This window comes from Streptomyces sp. TLI_185 (genome assembly GCF_003814765.1).
GTDB lineage: Bacteria > Actinomycetota > Actinomycetes > Streptomycetales > Streptomycetaceae > Streptomyces.
In genome coordinates, this window is record NZ_RKRB01000001.1 from 7,003,567 (window position 1) to 7,021,158 (window position 17,592).

At 69.4% G+C, this 17,592-nt stretch carries 18 protein-coding genes and 1 riboswitch; of the genes, 13 read left to right on the plus strand and 5 right to left on the minus strand.

What is annotated here, in order from left to right; translation table 11 throughout:
- The first annotated feature begins 524 nt into the window (after positions 1-524).
- Positions 525-1,169, plus strand: a complete 645-nt coding sequence (locus EDD92_RS32470) for a hypothetical protein (RefSeq protein WP_260326887.1) — start codon at positions 525-527, stop codon at positions 1,167-1,169.
- A 146-nt stretch (positions 1,170-1,315) separates the two neighbouring features.
- Here EDD92_RS32470 and EDD92_RS32475 read toward each other — a convergent pair whose 3' ends face one another.
- A complete protein-coding gene (locus tag EDD92_RS32475) occupies positions 1,316-1,648 on the minus strand; it encodes an ANTAR domain-containing protein (protein WP_260326888.1) in 333 nt (110 codons plus the stop codon).
- A gap of 1,055 nt (positions 1,649-2,703) precedes the next feature.
- Here EDD92_RS32475 and EDD92_RS32485 point away from each other — a divergent pair.
- The 7 genes from EDD92_RS32485 (at position 2,704) to EDD92_RS50060 (ending at position 6,520) form a co-directional block, all read left to right on the plus strand.
- A complete protein-coding gene (locus EDD92_RS32485; protein WP_123967611.1) occupies positions 2,704-3,060 on the plus strand; it encodes a PRC-barrel domain-containing protein in 357 nt (118 codons plus the stop codon).
- A gap of 33 nt (positions 3,061-3,093) precedes the next feature.
- On the plus strand, positions 3,094-3,264 hold the full coding sequence (locus tag EDD92_RS50055; protein WP_185124197.1) for a hypothetical protein: 171 nt from the start codon (positions 3,094-3,096) through the stop codon (positions 3,262-3,264).
- A gap of 674 nt (positions 3,265-3,938) precedes the next feature.
- Positions 3,939-4,379, plus strand: coding sequence for a hypothetical protein (locus EDD92_RS32490; protein ID WP_123967612.1), 441 nt, complete (start codon positions 3,939-3,941; stop codon positions 4,377-4,379).
- 5 nt (positions 4,380-4,384) lie between these two features.
- Positions 4,385-4,654, plus strand: a complete 270-nt coding sequence (locus EDD92_RS32495; protein WP_123967613.1) for a hypothetical protein — start codon at positions 4,385-4,387, stop codon at positions 4,652-4,654.
- 18 nt (positions 4,655-4,672) lie between these two features.
- The gene (locus tag EDD92_RS32500) at positions 4,673-5,176 is read left to right on the plus strand and encodes a DUF5994 family protein (protein WP_123967614.1); all 504 of its coding nucleotides are present in this window, start codon (positions 4,673-4,675) and stop codon (positions 5,174-5,176) included.
- A gap of 126 nt (positions 5,177-5,302) precedes the next feature.
- Complete coding sequence (locus tag EDD92_RS32505; protein ID WP_221268152.1) at positions 5,303-6,319, plus strand: slipin family protein; 1,017 nt, start codon at positions 5,303-5,305, stop codon at positions 6,317-6,319.
- Positions 6,320-6,346: 27 nt separating this feature from the next.
- On the plus strand, positions 6,347-6,520 hold the full coding sequence (locus EDD92_RS50060) for a hypothetical protein (RefSeq protein ID WP_185124198.1): 174 nt from the start codon (positions 6,347-6,349) through the stop codon (positions 6,518-6,520).
- 602 nt (positions 6,521-7,122) lie between these two features.
- Here the strand turns inward: EDD92_RS50060 and EDD92_RS32520 are convergent.
- The 4 genes from EDD92_RS32520 to gcvT form a co-directional block, all read right to left on the minus strand.
- A complete protein-coding gene (locus tag EDD92_RS32520) occupies positions 7,123-8,490 on the minus strand; it encodes an L-serine ammonia-lyase (RefSeq protein ID WP_123967615.1) in 1,368 nt (455 codons plus the stop codon).
- A gap of 56 nt (positions 8,491-8,546) precedes the next feature.
- A complete protein-coding gene (gene glyA / locus EDD92_RS32525) occupies positions 8,547-9,812 on the minus strand; it encodes a serine hydroxymethyltransferase (RefSeq protein ID WP_123967616.1) in 1,266 nt (421 codons plus the stop codon).
- Positions 9,813-9,826: 14 nt separating this feature from the next.
- The gene (gcvH, locus tag EDD92_RS32530) at positions 9,827-10,204 is read right to left on the minus strand and encodes a glycine cleavage system protein GcvH (protein WP_123967617.1); all 378 of its coding nucleotides are present in this window, start codon (positions 10,202-10,204) and stop codon (positions 9,827-9,829) included.
- 130 nt (positions 10,205-10,334) lie between these two features.
- Positions 10,335-11,453, minus strand: coding sequence for a glycine cleavage system aminomethyltransferase GcvT (gcvT, locus tag EDD92_RS32535; RefSeq protein ID WP_123967618.1), 1,119 nt, complete (start codon positions 11,451-11,453; stop codon positions 10,335-10,337).
- A 155-nt stretch (positions 11,454-11,608) separates the two neighbouring features.
- Positions 11,609-11,713: riboswitch (glycine riboswitch) on the minus strand.
- 201 nt (positions 11,714-11,914) lie between these two features.
- Between gcvT and EDD92_RS32540 the strand changes: the two genes are divergently transcribed.
- From EDD92_RS32540 to EDD92_RS32560, 5 genes are all read left to right on the plus strand, one after another.
- Complete coding sequence (locus EDD92_RS32540) at positions 11,915-12,583, plus strand: AAA family ATPase (protein ID WP_123967619.1); 669 nt, start codon at positions 11,915-11,917, stop codon at positions 12,581-12,583.
- 82 nt (positions 12,584-12,665) lie between these two features.
- Positions 12,666-13,457 (plus strand): enhanced serine sensitivity protein SseB, encoded by a 792-nt coding sequence (locus EDD92_RS32545; RefSeq protein WP_123967620.1) that lies wholly within the window; start codon positions 12,666-12,668, stop codon positions 13,455-13,457.
- 139 nt (positions 13,458-13,596) lie between these two features.
- On the plus strand, positions 13,597-14,391 hold the full coding sequence (locus EDD92_RS32550) for an enhanced serine sensitivity protein SseB C-terminal domain-containing protein (protein ID WP_123967621.1): 795 nt from the start codon (positions 13,597-13,599) through the stop codon (positions 14,389-14,391).
- A 309-nt stretch (positions 14,392-14,700) separates the two neighbouring features.
- Positions 14,701-15,708, plus strand: a complete 1,008-nt coding sequence (locus EDD92_RS32555) for an ABC transporter permease (protein ID WP_123967622.1) — start codon at positions 14,701-14,703, stop codon at positions 15,706-15,708.
- A gap of 70 nt (positions 15,709-15,778) precedes the next feature.
- Positions 15,779-17,569: an ABC transporter substrate-binding protein gene (locus EDD92_RS32560; protein ID WP_123967623.1), complete on the plus strand. Its 1,791-nt coding sequence runs from the start codon at positions 15,779-15,781 to the stop codon at positions 17,567-17,569.
- Positions 17,570-17,592: the final 23 nt, after the last annotated feature.

Genomic DNA, 17,592 nt, shown 5'->3' on the forward strand with positions numbered 1-17,592 from the left:
GCCGGGCCTGTTTTCCGACTCGGGGGCTGGGAGCCTGAACGAGGAGACCTGCTGCTACCTGACACGGCCGCAGTCCGGTCTTCCCTGCGCGCAGCCTAGAGCAGATTCAGGAGCAGCGGAACAGGGCCTGACGTAAGTGCGCTCGTCTCGTGTCAACGCCGGTCGTGCACGGTGTCGCGTCGAGGACCGGGCCGATGCCAGTCGCCACAGGCGAGCGGCAGCCACTGCGGGAGACCCGGTTCCTTGGCCGTGGCTGCGGGAACACTTCGGCACAAGCCCGTACAGCCGAAGCCGATGGTCGGCACCCGCCGCACGTCTGGCCGAAGGGATCGCCCCATGACCTGAACGACCTGGCGATCGGCCGACCCGCCGCCCGGACCTCAGTGGCCCCGCGCCCTCAACTGGCCCCGGCGCGACACTGATCCGGGGCTATGCTGTTGAACGGACGTCCCGGACCCCGGCGCCGCACATCGGCCACGATGGCACTCCCGCCCATCCGCCGGTCTCCTGAACCGAGGCGCCCCATGCGCACTCCGCGGCAACCCCACGAACCCGAAGGCCCGGAGCTGTCCGCCATGGACACGGTGCGGCTGCGCCGACTGAACCGCTGGCAGGCCGAGGGCCTGCGTGAGGACCTGGCGGATCTGTACGTGGAGTCCACCACCACCCCGCCGGGCGAGGAGTTCCGCGGCCGGCAGGAGTTCCTGCGCCGTCTGGCGGACGGCGTGAAACTGCCGGGATTCGACATGCTGGTCGCCGAGGCCCGGTCCCTGACCGGCTGTGTCTTCGGAATCCCCGTGCCACGTGACGGCTCCTGGTGGCAGGGGTTCGACGGGCCGCTGCCCCAGAACCTGGAGCAACTGACCGCGTCCGGACACGTCTTCGCGATTCTCGAAACCGTCGTCCATCCGCACCAGTACGCCCGCGGGCTCGCCCGCCGGCTCCAGGAGCGCCTGCTCGCCGACCACCAGGCTTCGCTCGGCGTCACCTTGCTGGACCAGTCCGACCGCCCGGCCCGTGCTGCCTTGGAGGTGTGGGGCTGGCAGGAGGTGGGCCAGGTCCACCGTGCCCGGACCGTCCTGTGCGTACTGCTCCTGTTCCTCGGAGAGCGAACGACGCAACATCCGGACGGCCTCGAGCACAACGACCGGACCCAACGGCCCGGATAGCCGCCTGCGCCGGCCGGGCGCGACGCGTGCGATGCCGTAGACGTGCGACGCGGACATGCGAAGACGTGGAGGCGTCGAGAAGCCACGGAGGAGCAGGTTGAGCTGTCTGCGGAGCAGGAGGCGCGGCGGATCGCCGCGGTGTGTCGTTACGACATCCTGGACACTCCGCCCCGGCGCAGCACCTGTCGCACCGGTGCCGGGAGCGCCTCGTCCTTCGTCGTGGCGACCAGGGCCGCGGCCACGTCCCGGAGCTTGATGTTGCAGCGCTGCGACACGTCCACCAGCAGGTCCCAGGCCCTCTCACTGGTGCAGGGCGCCAGGGCCATCACCATGCCGCGTGCCTGGTCGATCACCGCACGGCTCGCCGGCGCCCGCTCCAACTGCTCGTTGGCGGCGCGCAGTTCGCCGACCTCGGCCAGCATTGCCGCATCCCGAGCCGTCGGCAGCGGCTGCTCTTCACGGGGCGTGGTGTCGGTCACCCGCGGTGCTCCGGGTCCCGACGGGCCTCGCGCCTCCAGCGCGCCCGACGCCGAGGGCGGTACCGGCGCTTCCGGTGGTGCTGGTGCTCCCGGAGATCGGAACTGCCGCCGCGGTCCCAGCCCCCGCCTTCACCACGGCGCCCGTATTGGATGGCGCCGAAAACCAGCACGACTGAGGCCGCGGCCACCCACCAGACGGGGCTGAGGAAGCCGAAGCCGGACAGAACCACGACGAGGATGAGGAGCAGGGCGAACACGGCGGGCCTCTCCGGAGCGGAGCTTCACTGCCGGGGGCCGGGGCCTGTTCGAACAGCGTAGCCCTGCCCGGAGGCAGCTGGTGACGCCCCGTGTAACGGTCTCGCACCCGGAGCTGATGGTCCCTTGCCGGCTGTTCAGGGGAGCGCGGCGAGAGCCGGCGTGTGCGGTACGGCCCGAGCCCCCGGTCGCGTCGATCACCCTCTTCGCTCCGCGGACGCACCTCGCGCATCGGCGCGGGAACCTGCCGCGTCACGAGCGAGGCCGCTCCCGCAGTCGCCGTCGCCATGGCATCCCGGCGAAGCCACATCTGCCGTCGCCGCCCTGCAGGTTCTGTCGTGGGTCGCCGCCGTCCTGCTGGTCGCCTGGATCCGTCGGCTCCGCGATGTGCGGGCGCGGCGGTGGCAGGCGCCGGTAGTCCGTCAGGAGAGGACCTGCCGCCGCGGATGCCGATGGTGACGGCGGGCGGTGGCATCACCCTGGCGGGCGGGATGCTGCGCACCCCGCCCGCCACGAGGCCCGGCAGGAGCCGGGACGGGAGATCACGCAACGGCTGCTGCGCGTGTGAGCGGGTCATGGATCCACCGCACCGCTGTATCCATCAAGAGTGCGAGCCGCGGCGGCCGCAGTAACATGGATTGTGGGTTGGCTCACTCTCACGTGCAGCCGCCCGGAAGGGCGACTCCGGCGTGGTTGCGCCGGAGTCGTTGTCACAGCCGCTCTTCCGGTTCCGGCCAGGCCGCGATCTTCCAGGGGAGGCGGCCCGCCTCGACCGGTGTCCCGCTCAGGAGGGACAGCGCATGATCCAGGCAGTCGACATCCGCGAGTGGCGCACCCATGACGTCGTCGACCCGAAGGGGCACAGGATCGGCGTGCTCGAAGCGGTCTACGTGGACACCACCACCGACGAACCGGCCGTGGCCACCGTACGGACCGGGCTGCCGACTCGCCGGCGCCTGGTCTTCGTGCCCGTTGACGACGCACTCCTGGGGCCGGGCTACGTGAAGATCGCCCACACCAGGAGCCTGGTCAGGAAGGCTCCTTCGATCGGCACGGACGACGTCCTGCCCGCCGAGCAGGAGGAAGCGATCTTCCGGCACTACGGGATGACGTACCAGCCGGGCGCGAACGGCGAACGAAAGCTCGCACGCCGCTGAGCGACGGCACGGTCCAAGGGAGGTGTCCAAGCCGTGGCGTACTTTCTCCTGTTCCTCCTTGTTGCCGTCGTCCTGGGGATCATCGGCGTGACGGCCGAAGGTCTGGGCTATCTGCTGATCGTCGGCATCGTGGTTCTCGTGGCCGATGTGACCGTGGCCGCCGTGCGGCTGTCCCGGCGCGCCCGGCGACCTCCTCTCCGCTGACGGCGACGAGTGGCAGCGGATCACGCACGTCACCGCTGGGACATGGTGGGGCCGAGGCGGCGGCGACCACCCCGGCCGGAATGCACGGTCACGCGCGCTTCTCGGCCGACTTCGGAACGCTGGGGAAGCGGGCGGGAGGTTCACGTCCGCTGTGGGAGCTGCTTCAGCGGCTGCCCCCGCCGGGGAAGCGGTCGGCGTTGCCCCGACCACCGTTGTCGTGCTGATCACGGGCGAGGTGCCGGTGCCGAGCGGGTCAGGGCGATGCGAAGCCTTCGCAGAGCCGCGGTGACCGAGTGGCCTCGTATCCCGCCGGTCTCCTCCCGAGAGGGAGCTGTGGGATCGGGTCGGTCGGACGAGCAGGTCGGCGTAGGAGGCCGCCAGATGGTTTGTCAGCTTCTGAAGTGTGTCGGGTAACGCGGTCTCGGCCGTGTTCGCGCCCATGGCGCGCTCCTCACTGCCGCAGACGGCCGACCTCGGCAGCCGTCGGTACCCGCATGGTCGGCGTCGGTCCGTCCACTTCCCACACTTGTACGGATCGCGTCCGTGGAACGGCGCGCCGGAGGAGTAAGCTGATGTTACCGAGGGTATTTCGCGCACCGGCCTCCATGCTTGTGTCGTTTTCGGCGATTGATTTCACCGGGCCGGTCCGACCGGCCCGGAGCAGGGTTCGCATCATGACAGCGACCGTTTCGTACACGCCGGCAATCGACCATCTGCCCTCTTCTCCGTCTCTCCGCATGCCGTCGGCTCTCACCGGTTCGGTTCCGGCTCTGCAGGAGGGCGCCTGGTGGTACCACTCCTGTTATCCGGGGGCGGAACTTCCCCGGGCGACAGCCCTGCTCGACCCGCAGACGACTCGCGTCTCGGCCTCGTGGCTGATGGCCGCCGTGAGCGACCCGCTGCGCACGTCGACCGCGGGACCGCTGATGGAGGAGGCGGCGCGTCTGCGCACCGTGACGGCGGCCGAACGGGCCGTGGAGGTCGTCTGGGATGCCGAAGGAGGCCGTGAGGCCCCCGGTCCGGCCTCACGTCCACGGATCCCGGCAGTCACTGCTCCGGTACTCACCATTCCGGCAGCCGCCCTGCCGACACCGCATCCGGCGAAGGGCATGTGAGGGTCATGGAGACCTTCGTGGCCGTGATGGCGCTCCTGGCGATGGTCGCTGTGGGCGTGCTCCTGATCCACCTGCTCAACAACCAGCACGACGAGCGCATCGCCGATTTCCACTACGGCCGCTCCCGGTCCGCTGTCCGGGGGTCGGCACCATCGGCCCCGCAGAAGCTTCGCGGTCGTGCCGGAACGAATGGCCCCGGCGATCGCCGCGACCACCGCGACGGGGGACGCGGACGGCTCCGGCCACGGCGCCGGACCCGGACGGCGGGGAAGTGAGTCGCCATGCTCGTCGCCATGCATTCCGTGAAGCTTCTGGCAGACACCAGCGGTGAGCCGGTGCTTCCCGGCACCGCGGTCCTGCGGATGGAGACCACAGCCAGGCGCACGGGGACGTTCGACGGCGCCTGGTGGCCGCGGACACGCGACCTCAAGAGCCAACTGTCGGCTCTCCTCACCGCGCTGACGGCACGCCTGGGCCCCATCGCCCGCGTGGGCCTCGACGCGAGCGACTGGGACGGGGCCCCGGGCCATCTGTTCGTCGACGGGCACATGGTCCGTATCGACTGGTCCGCCGTGGGCGACCACACCTTGATCGTCACCCGTGGCGACCAGGACCACTTCCTGTTCCTGGTGATCCCGCCGGGGGCCGGTATCGGCTCCGCGCACGACGCGATGGTCTTGGCCGTACAGGACGGCAACGACGTTTCTGCCGAGCGGATTCTGGCCGCCACCGGAATCACCGGAGTCGGCCGGAGCGACGTACCGCAGAGTTCTCCCGGCCGAGCCGGGCCGACGTAGCAGAGCCTCAACAGCAGCCCGGGACCCCGGCCGCACCCACGGGCACAGGCCGGGGTCCTCCCGTGCCGGGTGCTTCCCGGACCGCTCGGGTCCGGTGACGACATCGACGTAAGGAATGTGAGACCCATGGGTGTTCTGATCATTGTGCTGGTGGTGTTCGCCGTGGCCGGGCTGGTCCTGCTCGGCCTGAGCCTGCGCAACGTCCAGCAGTACGAGAAGGGCGTGGTGTTCCGCTTCGGGCGGCTGCTGCCGGACATCCGCGGGCCCGGCCTGCGTGTCATCCGGCCGATCGGGGACCGGATGCGGAAGGTGTCCGTCCAGACCGAGGTGCTGGGCATCCCGCCGCAGGGGTCCATCACCGCCGACAACGTGACGCTCACCGTCGACGCGGTCGTCTACTTCCGGGTCATCGACCCGGTCAAGGCCCTGGTCAACGTCCGCAATTACCCCAGCGCCGTCTCCCAGATCGCCCAGACCTCGCTGCGCGCGGTCATCGGCAGGGCGGATCTGGACACGCTCCTCTCCGACCGCGACCACATCAACGCGGAGCTCAAGAAGGTGATGGACGCCCCCACCGAGGAACCCTGGGGACTGCGCATCGAGCGGGTGGAGATCAAGGACATCGCCCTTCCGCAGTCGATGATGCGCTCCATGTCCAAGCAGGCCGAGGCCGAGCGTGAACGCCGTGCCCGGGTCATCGCCGCCGACGGTGAGTTCCAGGCGTCGCAGCGGCTGAGTGACGCCGCGGCGACCATGGCCGACACTCCGGGCGCGCTCCAACTGCGCCTCCTGCAGACCGTGGTGGACGTCTCGGCGGAGAAGAACAGCACCCTGGTCATGCCGTTCCCGGTGGAGATGCTCCGCTTCTTCGAGCACCAGAGCCGGGAGACCGACGGCGAATCCATCCACCGGAGCATCCCGCGCCCCGCGCTCCCTGAGCGTCCGGAGCGCCCGGAAACCCATGAACTCCCCGAACTGGTCACCTCTGTCCAACCGACTGCGCCCGCCTTCCCTCTGAGCGGAGAACGGGTCGGCTCCTACGGAGAACGGATCGGCAGTCGCACGGCAGTGGCGCGGGAACGGCGGGACAACTGGCCGACCCACGCGGATTCCGACTCCGACGCGTCACATGCCGGTGGGTGATCCCCGCCCGGTCCGGGCAGCCGGCGGATGAGCGCCGAGCTCCAGGGCGGCGAGTCGTCCACCATGGTCGCGGTGCGGTTGCGTCGGGTGAACCGTTGGCTGGCGCCGGACCGGGGAGAGGAACTGGCCGATCTCTACGTGGACTCACTGGGCGAGCAGCAGGCCGCCCTTGAGGACGAAGTGTTCCCGGCCAAGGGGTGATGCGGCCAAGCGGTGGAGGAACCGCTCGGGGACGTACTCGACCATGACCTCGTCCGTGGATCGGCCGTTGCGGCGGGCCAGGTTGTGCAGCGGTTGCAGACGCGGCCGGCGGTGGTGTCGCGTGTGCAGTTGGCCATCGGGCGAGCACCGCCTCTACGGCGGGACGGATGACGGAGAGTGCGCCCAACTCACGCGCGATGCGCTGGAATTCGCTCACCCCTCTGCGTCCTTCTCGGCGCAGGTGGCGGCCGAGTCGGACAGGGCGAGGGTCTCGCCGATGCGGCTGCGGTGGGCGCATCGCGTTGACGACGCAGCGGGCGGCGTTGTACACGGGGACGGTCTCTCCTGGGGCTGCTTCGAATCGTTCGACGCCGAGAGCGAAGGCCGTCGGGGCGTGCTGCGCCACTACGGTCGGCGGGTAGGAGATCGCCCACGTTCACGACGGTGCAGGCACGTCTGGCCCTGCCCTCCTCCCGTGAGAGCCTGCCCGTTCGGGGACTTCCAAGCCTGTCCCAGGAACTTCCGGGGATTTCCCCCCCGAGCAACGAGGGAAGGCCACGACGGCGCTGAAGGATCAGAACGCGCCGGTCAGAGCCTACTTGTCAGCACTCGATGATGTTCACCGCGAGCCCGCCCCGCGCCGTCTCCTTGTACTTCACGCTCATGTCCGCGCCCGTGTCCTTCATGGTCTTGATGACCTTGTCCAGGGACACCTTGTGCGACCCGTCGCCGCGCATCGCCATCCGGGCGGCCGTGACCGCCTTCACCGCGGCCATACCGTTGCGCTCGATGCAGGGGATCTGGACCAGGCCGCCCACGGGGTCGCAGGTGAGGCCGAGGTTGTGCTCCATGCCGATCTCCGCGGCGTTCTCCACCTGTTCGGGAGAGCCGCCGAGCACCTCGGCCAGGGCGCCCGCCGCCATCGAGCAGGCCGAACCGACCTCGCCCTGGCAGCCGACCTCGGCACCCGAGATGGACGCGTTCTCCTTGAAGAGCATGCCGATGGCGCCCGCGGCCAGCAGGAAGCGGACGACTCCGTCCTCGTCGGCGCCCGGCACGAAGTTGATGTAGTAGTGCAGAACGGCCGGGATGATGCCCGCCGCGCCGTTCGTGGGGGCGGTGACGACCCGGCCGCCCGCCGCGTTCTCCTCGTTCACCGCCATCGCGTAGAGCGTGATCCACTCCATGGCGTACGCCAACGGGTCGCCCTCGGCGCGCAGTTGACGGGCGGAGACCGCCGCCCGGCGCCGCACCTTCAGCCCGCCGGGCAGGATGCCCTCGCGGGACATGCCGCGCGACACACACGCCTGCATGACCCGCCAGATGTCGAGAAGCCCCGAGCGGATCTCGTCCTCGGTGCGCCAGGCCCGCTCGTTCTCCAGCATCAGGGCGGAGATGGACAGGCCCGTCTCGTTCGTCAGGCGCAGCAGCTCGTCGCCCGTGCGGAAGGGGTACTTCAGCACGGTGTCGTCCAGCTTGATGCGGTCCTGGCCGACTGCGTCCTCGTCGACGACGAAGCCGCCGCCCACCGAGTAGTACGTCTTCGACAGCAGCTCCGTACCCGAGGCGTCGAACGCCCAGAGGGTCATGCCGTTCGCGTGGTACGGGAGGGCCTTGCGGCGGTGCAGTTTCAGGTCCTCGTCGAAGGAGAACGGGATCTCGTGCTCGCCGAGGAGCCGGATCCGGCCGGACGACTTGATCGCCTCCACCCGCTCGTCCGCCCCCTCCACGTCCACCGTCCGCGGCGAGGCGCCCTCCAGGCCGAGCAGCACCGCCTTGGGGGTGCCGTGGCCGTGGCCGGTCGCCCCGAGGGAGCCGTACAGCTCGGCGCGGACGGACGCGACGGAGCCCAGCAGCTCCTCGTTGCGCAGGCGGCGGGCGAACATGCGGGCCGCACGCATCGGTCCCACCGTGTGGGAGCTCGACGGGCCTATGCCTATCGAGAACAGGTCGAAGACCGAGATGGCCACGGGAACTCCTCCGAAAAGGGTGGGGGCACACGTCGTCGGGTGCCCCCACCGGGGAACTACTTGTTCAGACCGGGGTACAGCGGGTGCTTGTCGGCAAGCGCCCTGACCCGGGTCTTCAGCGCCTCGGCCTCGTAGGACGGCTTGAGTGCTTCGGCGATGACGTCCGCGACCTCGGCGAAGTCCTCGGCGGTGAAGCCGCGGGTGGCCAGGGCCGGGGTGCCGATCCGCAGACCCGACGTCACCATGGGCGGACGCGGGTCGTTGGGGACGGCGTTGCGGTTGACCGTGATGCCGACCTCGTGGAGACGGTCCTCGGCCTGCTGCCCGTCCAGTTCGGAGTGGCGCAGGTCGACCAGGATCAGGTGCACGTCGGTGCCGCCGGACAGGACGTTCACCCCGGCCTCGCGGGCGTCGGCCGCGGTCAGCCGCTCGGCGAGGATGCGCGCACCCTGAACCGTACGCCGCTGGCGCTCCTTGAACTCCTCGGAGGCGGCGACCTTGAAGGAGACCGCCTTCGCCGCGATCACATGCTCCAGCGGACCGCCCTGGAAGCCGGGGAAGACCGAGGAGTTGAGCTTCTTGGCGAACTCCTTGCTGCGGGCGAGGATGATGCCGCCGCGCGGACCGCCGAGCGTCTTGTGGGTGGTGGAGGTGACCACGTCCGCGTGCTCGACCGGGTTGGGGTGCAGCCCGGCGGCGACCAGCCCGGCGAAGTGCGCCATGTCGACCCACAGGTAGGCGCCGACCTCGTCCGCGATCCGCCGGAAGGCGGCGAAGTCGAGATGGCGGGGGTAGGCCGACCAGCCCGCGATGATCACCTTGGGGCGGTGCTCCTTGGCCAGCTGCTCCAGCTCGGCCATGTCGACCAGGCCGGAGTCGTCCACGTGGTAGGCGACCACATTGAACTGCTTGCCGGAGAAGTTCAGCCGCATCCCGTGGGTGAGATGGCCGCCGTGCGCCAGGTCCAGGCCCAGGATGGTGTCGCCGGGCTGGGCCAGCGCGAACAGCGCGGCCTGGTTGGCGGAGGCACCCGAGTGCGGCTGCACGTTGGCGTACTCGGCGCCGAACAGCTCCTTGAGCCGGTCGATGGCGATCTGCTCGGCGACGTCGACGTGCTCGCAGCCGCCGTAGTAGCGCCGGCCCGGGTAGCCCTCGGCGTACTTGTTGGTCAGCACCGAGCCCTGCGCCTCCATGACGGCGGCCGGGGCGAAGTTCTCCGAGGCGATCATCTCGAGAGTGGACTGCTGACGGTGCAGCTCGGCGTCGACCGCGGCGGCGATGTCCGGGTCGAGCTCGTGCAGGGGCGTGTTCAGTACGGACATGCGTCTACAGCTTCTCAGCCGGCGTTCTGGGCTGTGTACTCGTCGGCGGAGAGCAGGTCGGCCGGCTCCTCCGTGACGCGGACCTTGAAGAGCCAACCACCCTCGAAGGGGGCCGAGTTGACCAGGGACGGGTCGTTCACCACGTCCTCGTTGATCTCCGTGACCTCACCGGTGACGGGGGAGTACAGGTCGCTGACCGACTTGGTCGACTCCAGCTCGCCGCAGGTCTCGCCCGCGGTCACGGCGGAGCCCACCTCGGGAAGCTGGGCGTAGACGACATCGCCGAGCGCGTTGGCCGCGAACTCCGTGATGCCGACCGTCGAGACGCCGTCCTCGGCGGTCGACAGCCACTCGTGCTCCTTGCTGTAACGCAGCTGCTGGGGGTTGCTCATGGCCTGAATTCTCCTGTACGCGGTGGAGTGCTGATGAATAAGGGACTGCTGAAAACGCGTGTGAGCAGCGAAAATGTGCGCGGGGTCACGTCCGGGGACGGAGCCGCCCCCGCCCAGTGTCAGTCAGTGTCTACTTCTGGCGCTTGTAGAACGGCAGCGCCACGATCTCGTACGGCTCGTGACTGCCCCGGATGTCCACGCCGACACCCTCGGTACCGGGTGCCGCATGTGCCGCGTCGACGTACGCCATCGCGATCGGCTTGCCCAGCGTGGGGGAGGGGGCGCCGGAGGTGACCTCGCCGATCACCTCGCCGCCCGCGACGACCGGGTACCCGGCGCGCGGGACCCGGCGGCCCTCGGCGACCAGACCGACGAGGACGCGCGGCGGGTTCTCCGCAGCCCTGGCGGCCGCATCCTGGAGCGCCTCGCGCCCCACGAAGTCGCCCTCCTTCTCGAACTTCACCACCCGGCCGAGCCCGGCGTCGAACGGCGTGAGCGAGGTGGACAGTTCATGCCCGTACAGCGGCATGCCCGCCTCCAGGCGCAGCGTGTCCCGGCAGGACAGCCCGCAGGGCACCAGCCCGACGGGCGCTCCCGCATCGGTCAGCGCCTGCCACAGCTTCTCCGCGTCACCGGGGGCGACGAACAGCTCGAAGCCGTCCTCACCGGTGTAGCCGGTGCGCGCGATGAGGGCGGGCACGCCGGCGACGGTGCCGGGCAGGCCGGCGTAGTACTTCAGGCCGTCGAGGTCGGCGTCGGTGAGGGACCGCAGGATGCCGGGGGACTCGGGGCCCTGCACGGCGATCAGCGCGTAGTTGTCCCGGTCGTCGCGCACCTCGGCGTCGAAGCCGGCCGAACGCTCCACCAGCGCGTCCAGCACCACCTGGGCGTTGGAGGCGTTGGCGACCACCATGTATTCGGTCTCGGCGAGCCGGTAGACGATCAGGTCGTCCAGGATGCCGCCGTCGGTGCGGCAGATCATGGTGTAGCGGGCGCGGCCGACGCCGACGGAGGCGATGTTGCCGACCAGGGCGAAGTTCAGGAGCTGCGCGGCCTGCGGGCCGGTCACAGTGATCTCACCCATGTGGGAGAGATCGAAGAGCCCGGCCTTCGTTCGTACGGCGAGGTGCTCGTCGCGCTCGGAGCCGTAGCGCAGGGGCATGTCCCAGCCGGCGAAGTCGGTCATCGTCGCACCGAGCGAGCGATGCAGTGCATCGAGCGCGGTGTGACGGGGTGCGGTGCTGCTCATCGGACGGTCGTCTCCCAGGGCGCATGAATGACGGGCGAGGTCGTTCCTCCCCATCTGTCATCGGAACCTGAGAGGTTCGCCATGACCACAAGTGTGGCTTCTGGCTTGCACCTTGGGTGGGGCCACTGTCACAGCGGCCCGCTTTTCAGATGTGCCTCGCCCGCGCGGTAACGGGGCCTGAGAGATTCAAGGGAGGGACTTGCTCCTTCGGCGCCCCAGCGACACAGACGTACTGCCGGGGACTCTCCCGCGCGGATTCAAGCGGCCGGTATGCAGTTGGCGCGCACATCATTGCACGCCTCGTCCGCGTGCGGCAGGCCGCATCGGTCCCTCCTCCCGTCCCCTCGTTTTGTAACTGTCCCGTGGCGTGAACCGAACGGAATCGCGAGAGATCGTGCATTACCTTCTCTTTACATTCAGTGGGGAGAAGCTTTCCTGACCCCGCAGGGAGGACGATCACGGTGAACAGGACCACGGTGTACGCCACGACCTCGGCTGTCGCGCTGCCCGAGCAGCCCGCGGCCCCGGCCAGGGAGGCATGCGGTGCCCGACCGGCGCCCGTGGTCCGCGACCTGCGCGACCGCTCGGGGCACAGCCCGCACGCCCTGCTCTTCGGGCCCCGTGACCTCGTGGTGATCACCGGCCTGCCCGGCAGCGGCAAGTCCACGCTGATGGAGCGCGCGGTCCGCGGCATCCGCATCGACTCCCAGGACGCCCGCGACCGCTGGGACGCCCGCGCGCCGCGCTTCCTGCCCTACGCGGTCTACCGGCCCCTCGTCCGCCTCGCCCACTACGCCGGACTGCGCCGCGCCCTGCGCAGCGGCGAAGGGGTCGTCGTGCACGACTGCGGTACGCAGGCCTGGGTGCGCGGCTGGCTGGCCCGCGAGGCCCGTCGCCGCGGCGGCACCCTGCATCTGCTGCTGCTCGACGTCACGCCCGGCACGGCCCTGGAGGGGCAGCGCGAGCGCGGCCGCGGCGTCTCGCGCTACGCCTTCCTGCGCCACCGCACGGCGGCGGCCCGGCTGATCCGCGCGGTCGAGCAGGGGGACCTGCCCGAGGGCGTCGGCTCGGCGGTGCTGCTGGACCGGGACGCGGCGGACGTCCTGCGCAGGATCGGTTTCACGGGCTGACTGACGGACCAGCCCCTTTGTCCGTCCCACCCGCTAGCCTTTCCAGCCTCAGCAGTGGTTCTCAGCAGGCGGTCGGACACAGATGGACTTCCCAACGGATCTTCCCGCGGACTTTCCCATGCAGGCGCACCCCCATCCGCACGGCGGATGGCCCGGCAACGAGCTGGAGGAGGTGCTGTCGGCCTCCCTCGGCATACCCTCGGCGGGCGGCCGGATCCTCGAGGTGCTCGGCCGCAGCTTCCTCTGGGTGCCGCTGCCGAACGGCGGCGGCCCGGACAGCGGCCCCCTCGACCTGCCCACACTGGAGCTCGACGGCCAGGCATACGTCCCGGTCTTCAGCTCCGAGGAGCAGTTCCGGCAGGTCGTCGGCAACCACATGTCGTACACGGTCACCCCGGCCGTCGAGTTCGCCCGCGGACTGCCCCCGCAGGTCGGCCTCGCAGTGAACCCGGACGGCGTGGTCGGGATCCCGCTCCCGCCGCCCGCCGTCGCCGAACTCTGCCGGGTGGGCCGCACCCCGCTGGACGGCCCCGCCACCGGCGGCCGGGTCAAGCTCTTCGAGCCGGACTGGCAGGACGACCCGATCGACTTCCTCGCCGCCGCCTCCGCCGAGTTCGCGGAAACGGGCGTCGTCGCCACGGCCCGCCGCTGCCTCGCCGCCATCGAGACGGCGGACCCGGTGATGTTCGTGGGCGTCGAACTCTCCCAGTGGGAGGGGGACCTGCGCGCGCTTCCCCTGCAGGCCCTGGAGCGAGCGGTGACCAGAATCCCGACCCAGTGGCCGGTCAACCTGGTCCTCCTGGACGTGACGGACGACCCGGTGGCGAACTGGATGAGGGAAAACGTCCGGCCCTTCTATCAGCAGGGGTTCTGAGGAGCGCCCCGACAGGGGCGCGGGGAACTGCGCGACCAGCCACAAACGCACCCGCACTCGCGAACGAACAACAGGTCCCGAGCTCCTGGGCGCTTAAGCTGTTGGCATACGCGGGGCAACCACAAGAAGGGGCACACACGTGAGCGCCAGCACCACGACCGGGACGGTCGAGAACATGCTGCGCCAGGTGACGCCGGGGCGCTACGACGCCTACGAGGCACTCCTCCGCGCACTCGCGACCCCCGGCTCCGGCCAGGTCTGGATGCTCCTGTGGCACGGCCAGGCGGGCTCCCCGGACGCCCAGTACGGAAACATGGAGGTCGACGGCTACGGCTACGCCCCGTGCGTCACCTCCGCCCAGGAACTCTCGGCCAGCGGCTGGAACAGGTCGTACGAGGTGGTCGACGGGCTGGACGTCGCCCGGACCCTGTACCCCGACCACTTCGGCCTCTGGCTCAACCCGCACGCCCCGGGCGGCGGCGTGGGCATCCCCTGGCTGGACCTCCGCCGTATCGCCACCGGCCTGGAGCGTCAGGCGGCCGGTCCGCTGCGGATGTCGGAGCCCGCGATCGAGATCCCGCAGTTCTACGCGCTGCTCGCGCAGAACGCCCACCGCACCCCGGCCGTCCGCTCGCTGCGCCGCGCCTGGGTGCAGCCGGCGCTCGGGGCGCCGTACCTCGCCATCGGCCTGGACGTGTACGACACCAGCCCGCCCGCGGTGGACTCGGTGCGGGCGATGATGCAGCAGTCCATCGGCGCCGTCCCGGACGGACTGCCGGTGTCGACGGTGGCGATGTCGGACGAGTACGACCCCGTCGCGCTGTGGATGCGCGCGAGCGCCCGCCCCTTCTACGACCGCGAGGCCCACGCGGCCGCCCCGGCCCAGGCCCCGGCGGCCGGGTACGGCTACCCGCCGGTGCGTGGCGGATACTGAGACGAAGGCCTGGTCCGTACCAGGCCGGGAGCCTGTCTGCGCGCGTAGATAGGGCCGGAAGATCCCATTCCGTGGCGAATGTCCAAAATCATCCCTGTCCGGCCGCCGCTACCCGCTGTCCGGATAACGGAACCCTCCAGCCCGCATCACGTTTACGCATCCTTTCACCGCCAAGTCTGGCAACAGATCGCCAAAGCGTTGAAGACTCCCGGTCCAGGGGACTTCGTCCCTGTGTACGACGGACTGATCACGCCGCCACCGCGGCAAAGTGCGGGCCGGCTACCGCCGGTTGAGAGGGGTCCCTGCCAGATGACGGCACCATTGCACGAGCCGACCGCAGAAGCGGCCCCGAGCGCGGCCGAAGAAGCGGCGGTCGCCACCGCCGGCGAGAAGGCCGTACAGGGGCGTTCCCTGGGCCGGATCGCATGGGAGCGCCTGAAGAGGGACAAGCTCGCCCTCACGGGCGGCATCGTCGTGCTCGTACTCGTCGTGGTGGCGCTGCTCGCACCGGTGATCACCAGCCTCTACGGGCAGGACCCCGACGTCTACCACGAGAGCCTGATCGACCCGCTGTTCAGCACTCCCAAGGGGTCGCTCGGCGGCATCAGCGGCGACCACTGGCTGGGCGTCGAGCCGGTCAACGGCCGCGACATCTTCGCCCGCATCCTCTACGGGGCCCGGATCTCGCTCCTGGTCGGCTTCCTGTCCGCGATCGTCGCCGTCGTGCTCGGCACGATCCTCGGCATCCTGGCCGGCTTCTTCGGCGGCTGGGTCGACTCGATCATCAGCCGCGTCATGGACGGCCTGCTGGCCTTCCCGCAGCTGCTCTTCATCATCGCGCTGGTCTCCGTCATGCCGAACGAGATGCTCGGCCTGAGCGGTTCCAGCGTGCGCGTGTTCGTGATGATCCTGGTCATCGGCTTCTTCGGCTGGCCCTACATCGGACGCGTGGTGCGCGGCCAGACCCTCTCGCTGCGCGAGCGCGAGTACGTCGAGGCTGCCCGCTCGCTGGGCGCCGGGCGGTTCTACATCCTGTTCAAGGAACTGCTGCCCAACCTCGTCGCCCCGATCATCGTCTACACGACGATGATGATCCCCACCAACATCCTCACCGAGGCGGCACTCAGCTTCCTGGGCGTGGGCGTCAAGCCCCCCACGTCCTCCTGGGGGCAGATGCTCTCCACTGCGATCGACTACTACGACTCGGACCCCATGTACATGGTCGTCCCCGGCGTGGCGATCTTCATCACCGTTCTGGCCTTCAACCTCTTCGGCGACGGCGTGCGGGACGCGCTCGACCCGAAGGGATCGCGCTGAACTGCCGTACCCCAAGCGTCCCGTGAGTACTCCCACGGGGTCTCTCATCAACACCGGAGGATCCGAGATCGTGACTACCCAACGCACCTCAGGGCGGCGTAAGCAGGCGTTGGCCGCTGCTGCCGCGGTCGCCGGCATGCTGACCATGGCAGCGTGCGGCGGCAGCAGCGACAGCGGCGGTTCGAAGACGGGTGCTGCCGGCTTCGACGCGGCGAACAACAAGGTCGCCCAGGCCGATCAGGTCAAGAAGGGCGGCACGCTGAAGTTCGTCACCGCCCAGGACGCCGACTCGTGGGACACCACACGCGGTTACTACGGCTTCATGTGGGACTTCTCGCGCTACTACAGCCGTCAGCTGCTCACGTACAAGACCGAGCCGGGCGCCAAGGGCGCAGAGGTCACTCCCGACCTCGCCACGGACGAGGGCCAGGTCTCGGGCGACGGCAAGACGTACACCTTCCACCTGCGTGACGGGATCACGTGGGAGGACGGCAAGGCCATCACCTCCCAGGACATCAAGTACGGCATCGAGCGCGTCTGGGCGCAGGACGTGCTGTCCGGCGGTCCGATCTACCTGCAGCAGATGCTCGACCCCAAGGGCACCTACAAGGGTCCGTACAAGGACACCTCCAAGGACAAGCTCGGCCTGAAGGCGATCGACACGCCCGACGCCAAGACGATCGTCTTCCACCTGCCCACGCCGAACTCGGACTTCAAGCAGGTGCTGGCGATGGTCACGGCCTCGCCGGTCCGCCAGGACATGGACACCAAGTCCAAGTACGGCCTGAAGCCGTTCTCCTCCGGCCCGTACAAGTTCCAGTCGTACAGCCCGGGCAAGTCGCTGGTGCTGGTGCGCAACACCAACTGGAAGGCGTCCTCGGACCCGGTCCGCAAGGCGTACCCGGACAAGATCACTCTGGACATCTCCACCAACCAGAGCGACATGGACCAGCGTCTGATCAACGGCGACTACGACATCGACGCCAGCCAGACGGGCCTCGGCCCGCAGGGCCGCACCATCGCGCTGAAGCAGCACAAGGACAACCTGGACAACCCGGTTTCCGGCTTCATCCGCTACGCGGTCTTCCCGCAGAGCGTCAAGCCGTTCGACAACATCGACTGCCGCAAGGCCGTCATCTACGCCGCCGACCACGTGTCGCTGCAGACCGCCCGCGGTGGCCCGATCGCCGGTGGTGACATCGGCACCAACATGCTCCCGCCGTCGATCCCGGGTGGCGAGGGCCAGAAGTACGACCCGTACAAGATCGCCGGTGAGAACAAGAACGGCAACGACAGCCTGGCCAAGCAGGCGCTGAAGGCCTGTGGTCAGCCGAACGGCTTCAAGACCACCATCGCCGTCCGCAACAACAAGTCGCAGGAGGTGGCCACGGCCACGTCCCTGCAGGCGGCGCTGAAGAAGGTCGGCATCCAGGCCGACATCTACCAGTACGACGGCTCGCAGAGCGCCGGCATCATCGGCTCCCCGTCGAACGTGGCGAAGAAGAAGCTCGGCATCATCATCATGGGCTGGGGCCCGGACTTCCCGACCGTCCAGGGCTACGGCATCCCGCTGTGGAGCAGCCACTACATCCTGCAGAGCGGCAACAACAACTACGCCCTGATCAAGGACAAGACGATCGACGGTCTGTTCGACCAGTACAACGGCGAACTGAACGAGGCGAAGAAGACGCAGATCGCCACGGAGATCAACCACAAGGTGAGCGACGGCGCGTACTACCTGCCCTTCACCTTCGAGCGGCTCCTGAACTGGCGTTCCTCGCGGATCGGCAACGTGTACACGACGAACGCGTACAGCGGCTACTACGACTTCGTCAACATCGGTCTGAAGTCCTCGAAGTAATCCCGGCACACCCGCCGTACGGC

Bases quoted from the DNA above. Each gene is read 5' to 3' on its own strand.
- EDD92_RS32470 (WP_260326887.1), top strand. From the start codon at position 525: ATGCGCACTCCGCGGCAACCCCACGAACCCGAAGGCCCGGAGCTGTCC.
- EDD92_RS32485 (WP_123967611.1), top strand. From the start codon at position 2,704: ATGATCCAGGCAGTCGACATCCGCGAGTGGCGCACCCATGACGTCGTC.
- EDD92_RS32490 (WP_123967612.1), top strand. From the start codon at position 3,939: ATGACAGCGACCGTTTCGTACACGCCGGCAATCGACCATCTGCCCTCT.
- EDD92_RS32495 (WP_123967613.1), top strand. From the start codon at position 4,385: ATGGAGACCTTCGTGGCCGTGATGGCGCTCCTGGCGATGGTCGCTGTG.
- EDD92_RS32500 (WP_123967614.1), top strand. From the start codon at position 4,673: ATGCATTCCGTGAAGCTTCTGGCAGACACCAGCGGTGAGCCGGTGCTT.
- EDD92_RS32505 (WP_221268152.1), top strand. From the start codon at position 5,303: ATGGGTGTTCTGATCATTGTGCTGGTGGTGTTCGCCGTGGCCGGGCTG.
- EDD92_RS50060 (WP_185124198.1), top strand. From the start codon at position 6,347: ATGAGCGCCGAGCTCCAGGGCGGCGAGTCGTCCACCATGGTCGCGGTG.
- glyA (WP_123967616.1), bottom strand. From the start codon at position 9,812: ATGTCCGTACTGAACACGCCCCTGCACGAGCTCGACCCGGACATCGCC.
- gcvH (WP_123967617.1), bottom strand. From the start codon at position 10,204: ATGAGCAACCCCCAGCAGCTGCGTTACAGCAAGGAGCACGAGTGGCTG.
- gcvT (WP_123967618.1), bottom strand. From the start codon at position 11,453: ATGAGCAGCACCGCACCCCGTCACACCGCGCTCGATGCACTGCATCGC.
- EDD92_RS32545 (WP_123967620.1), top strand. From the start codon at position 12,666: ATGGACTTCCCAACGGATCTTCCCGCGGACTTTCCCATGCAGGCGCAC.
- EDD92_RS32555 (WP_123967622.1), top strand. From the start codon at position 14,701: ATGACGGCACCATTGCACGAGCCGACCGCAGAAGCGGCCCCGAGCGCG.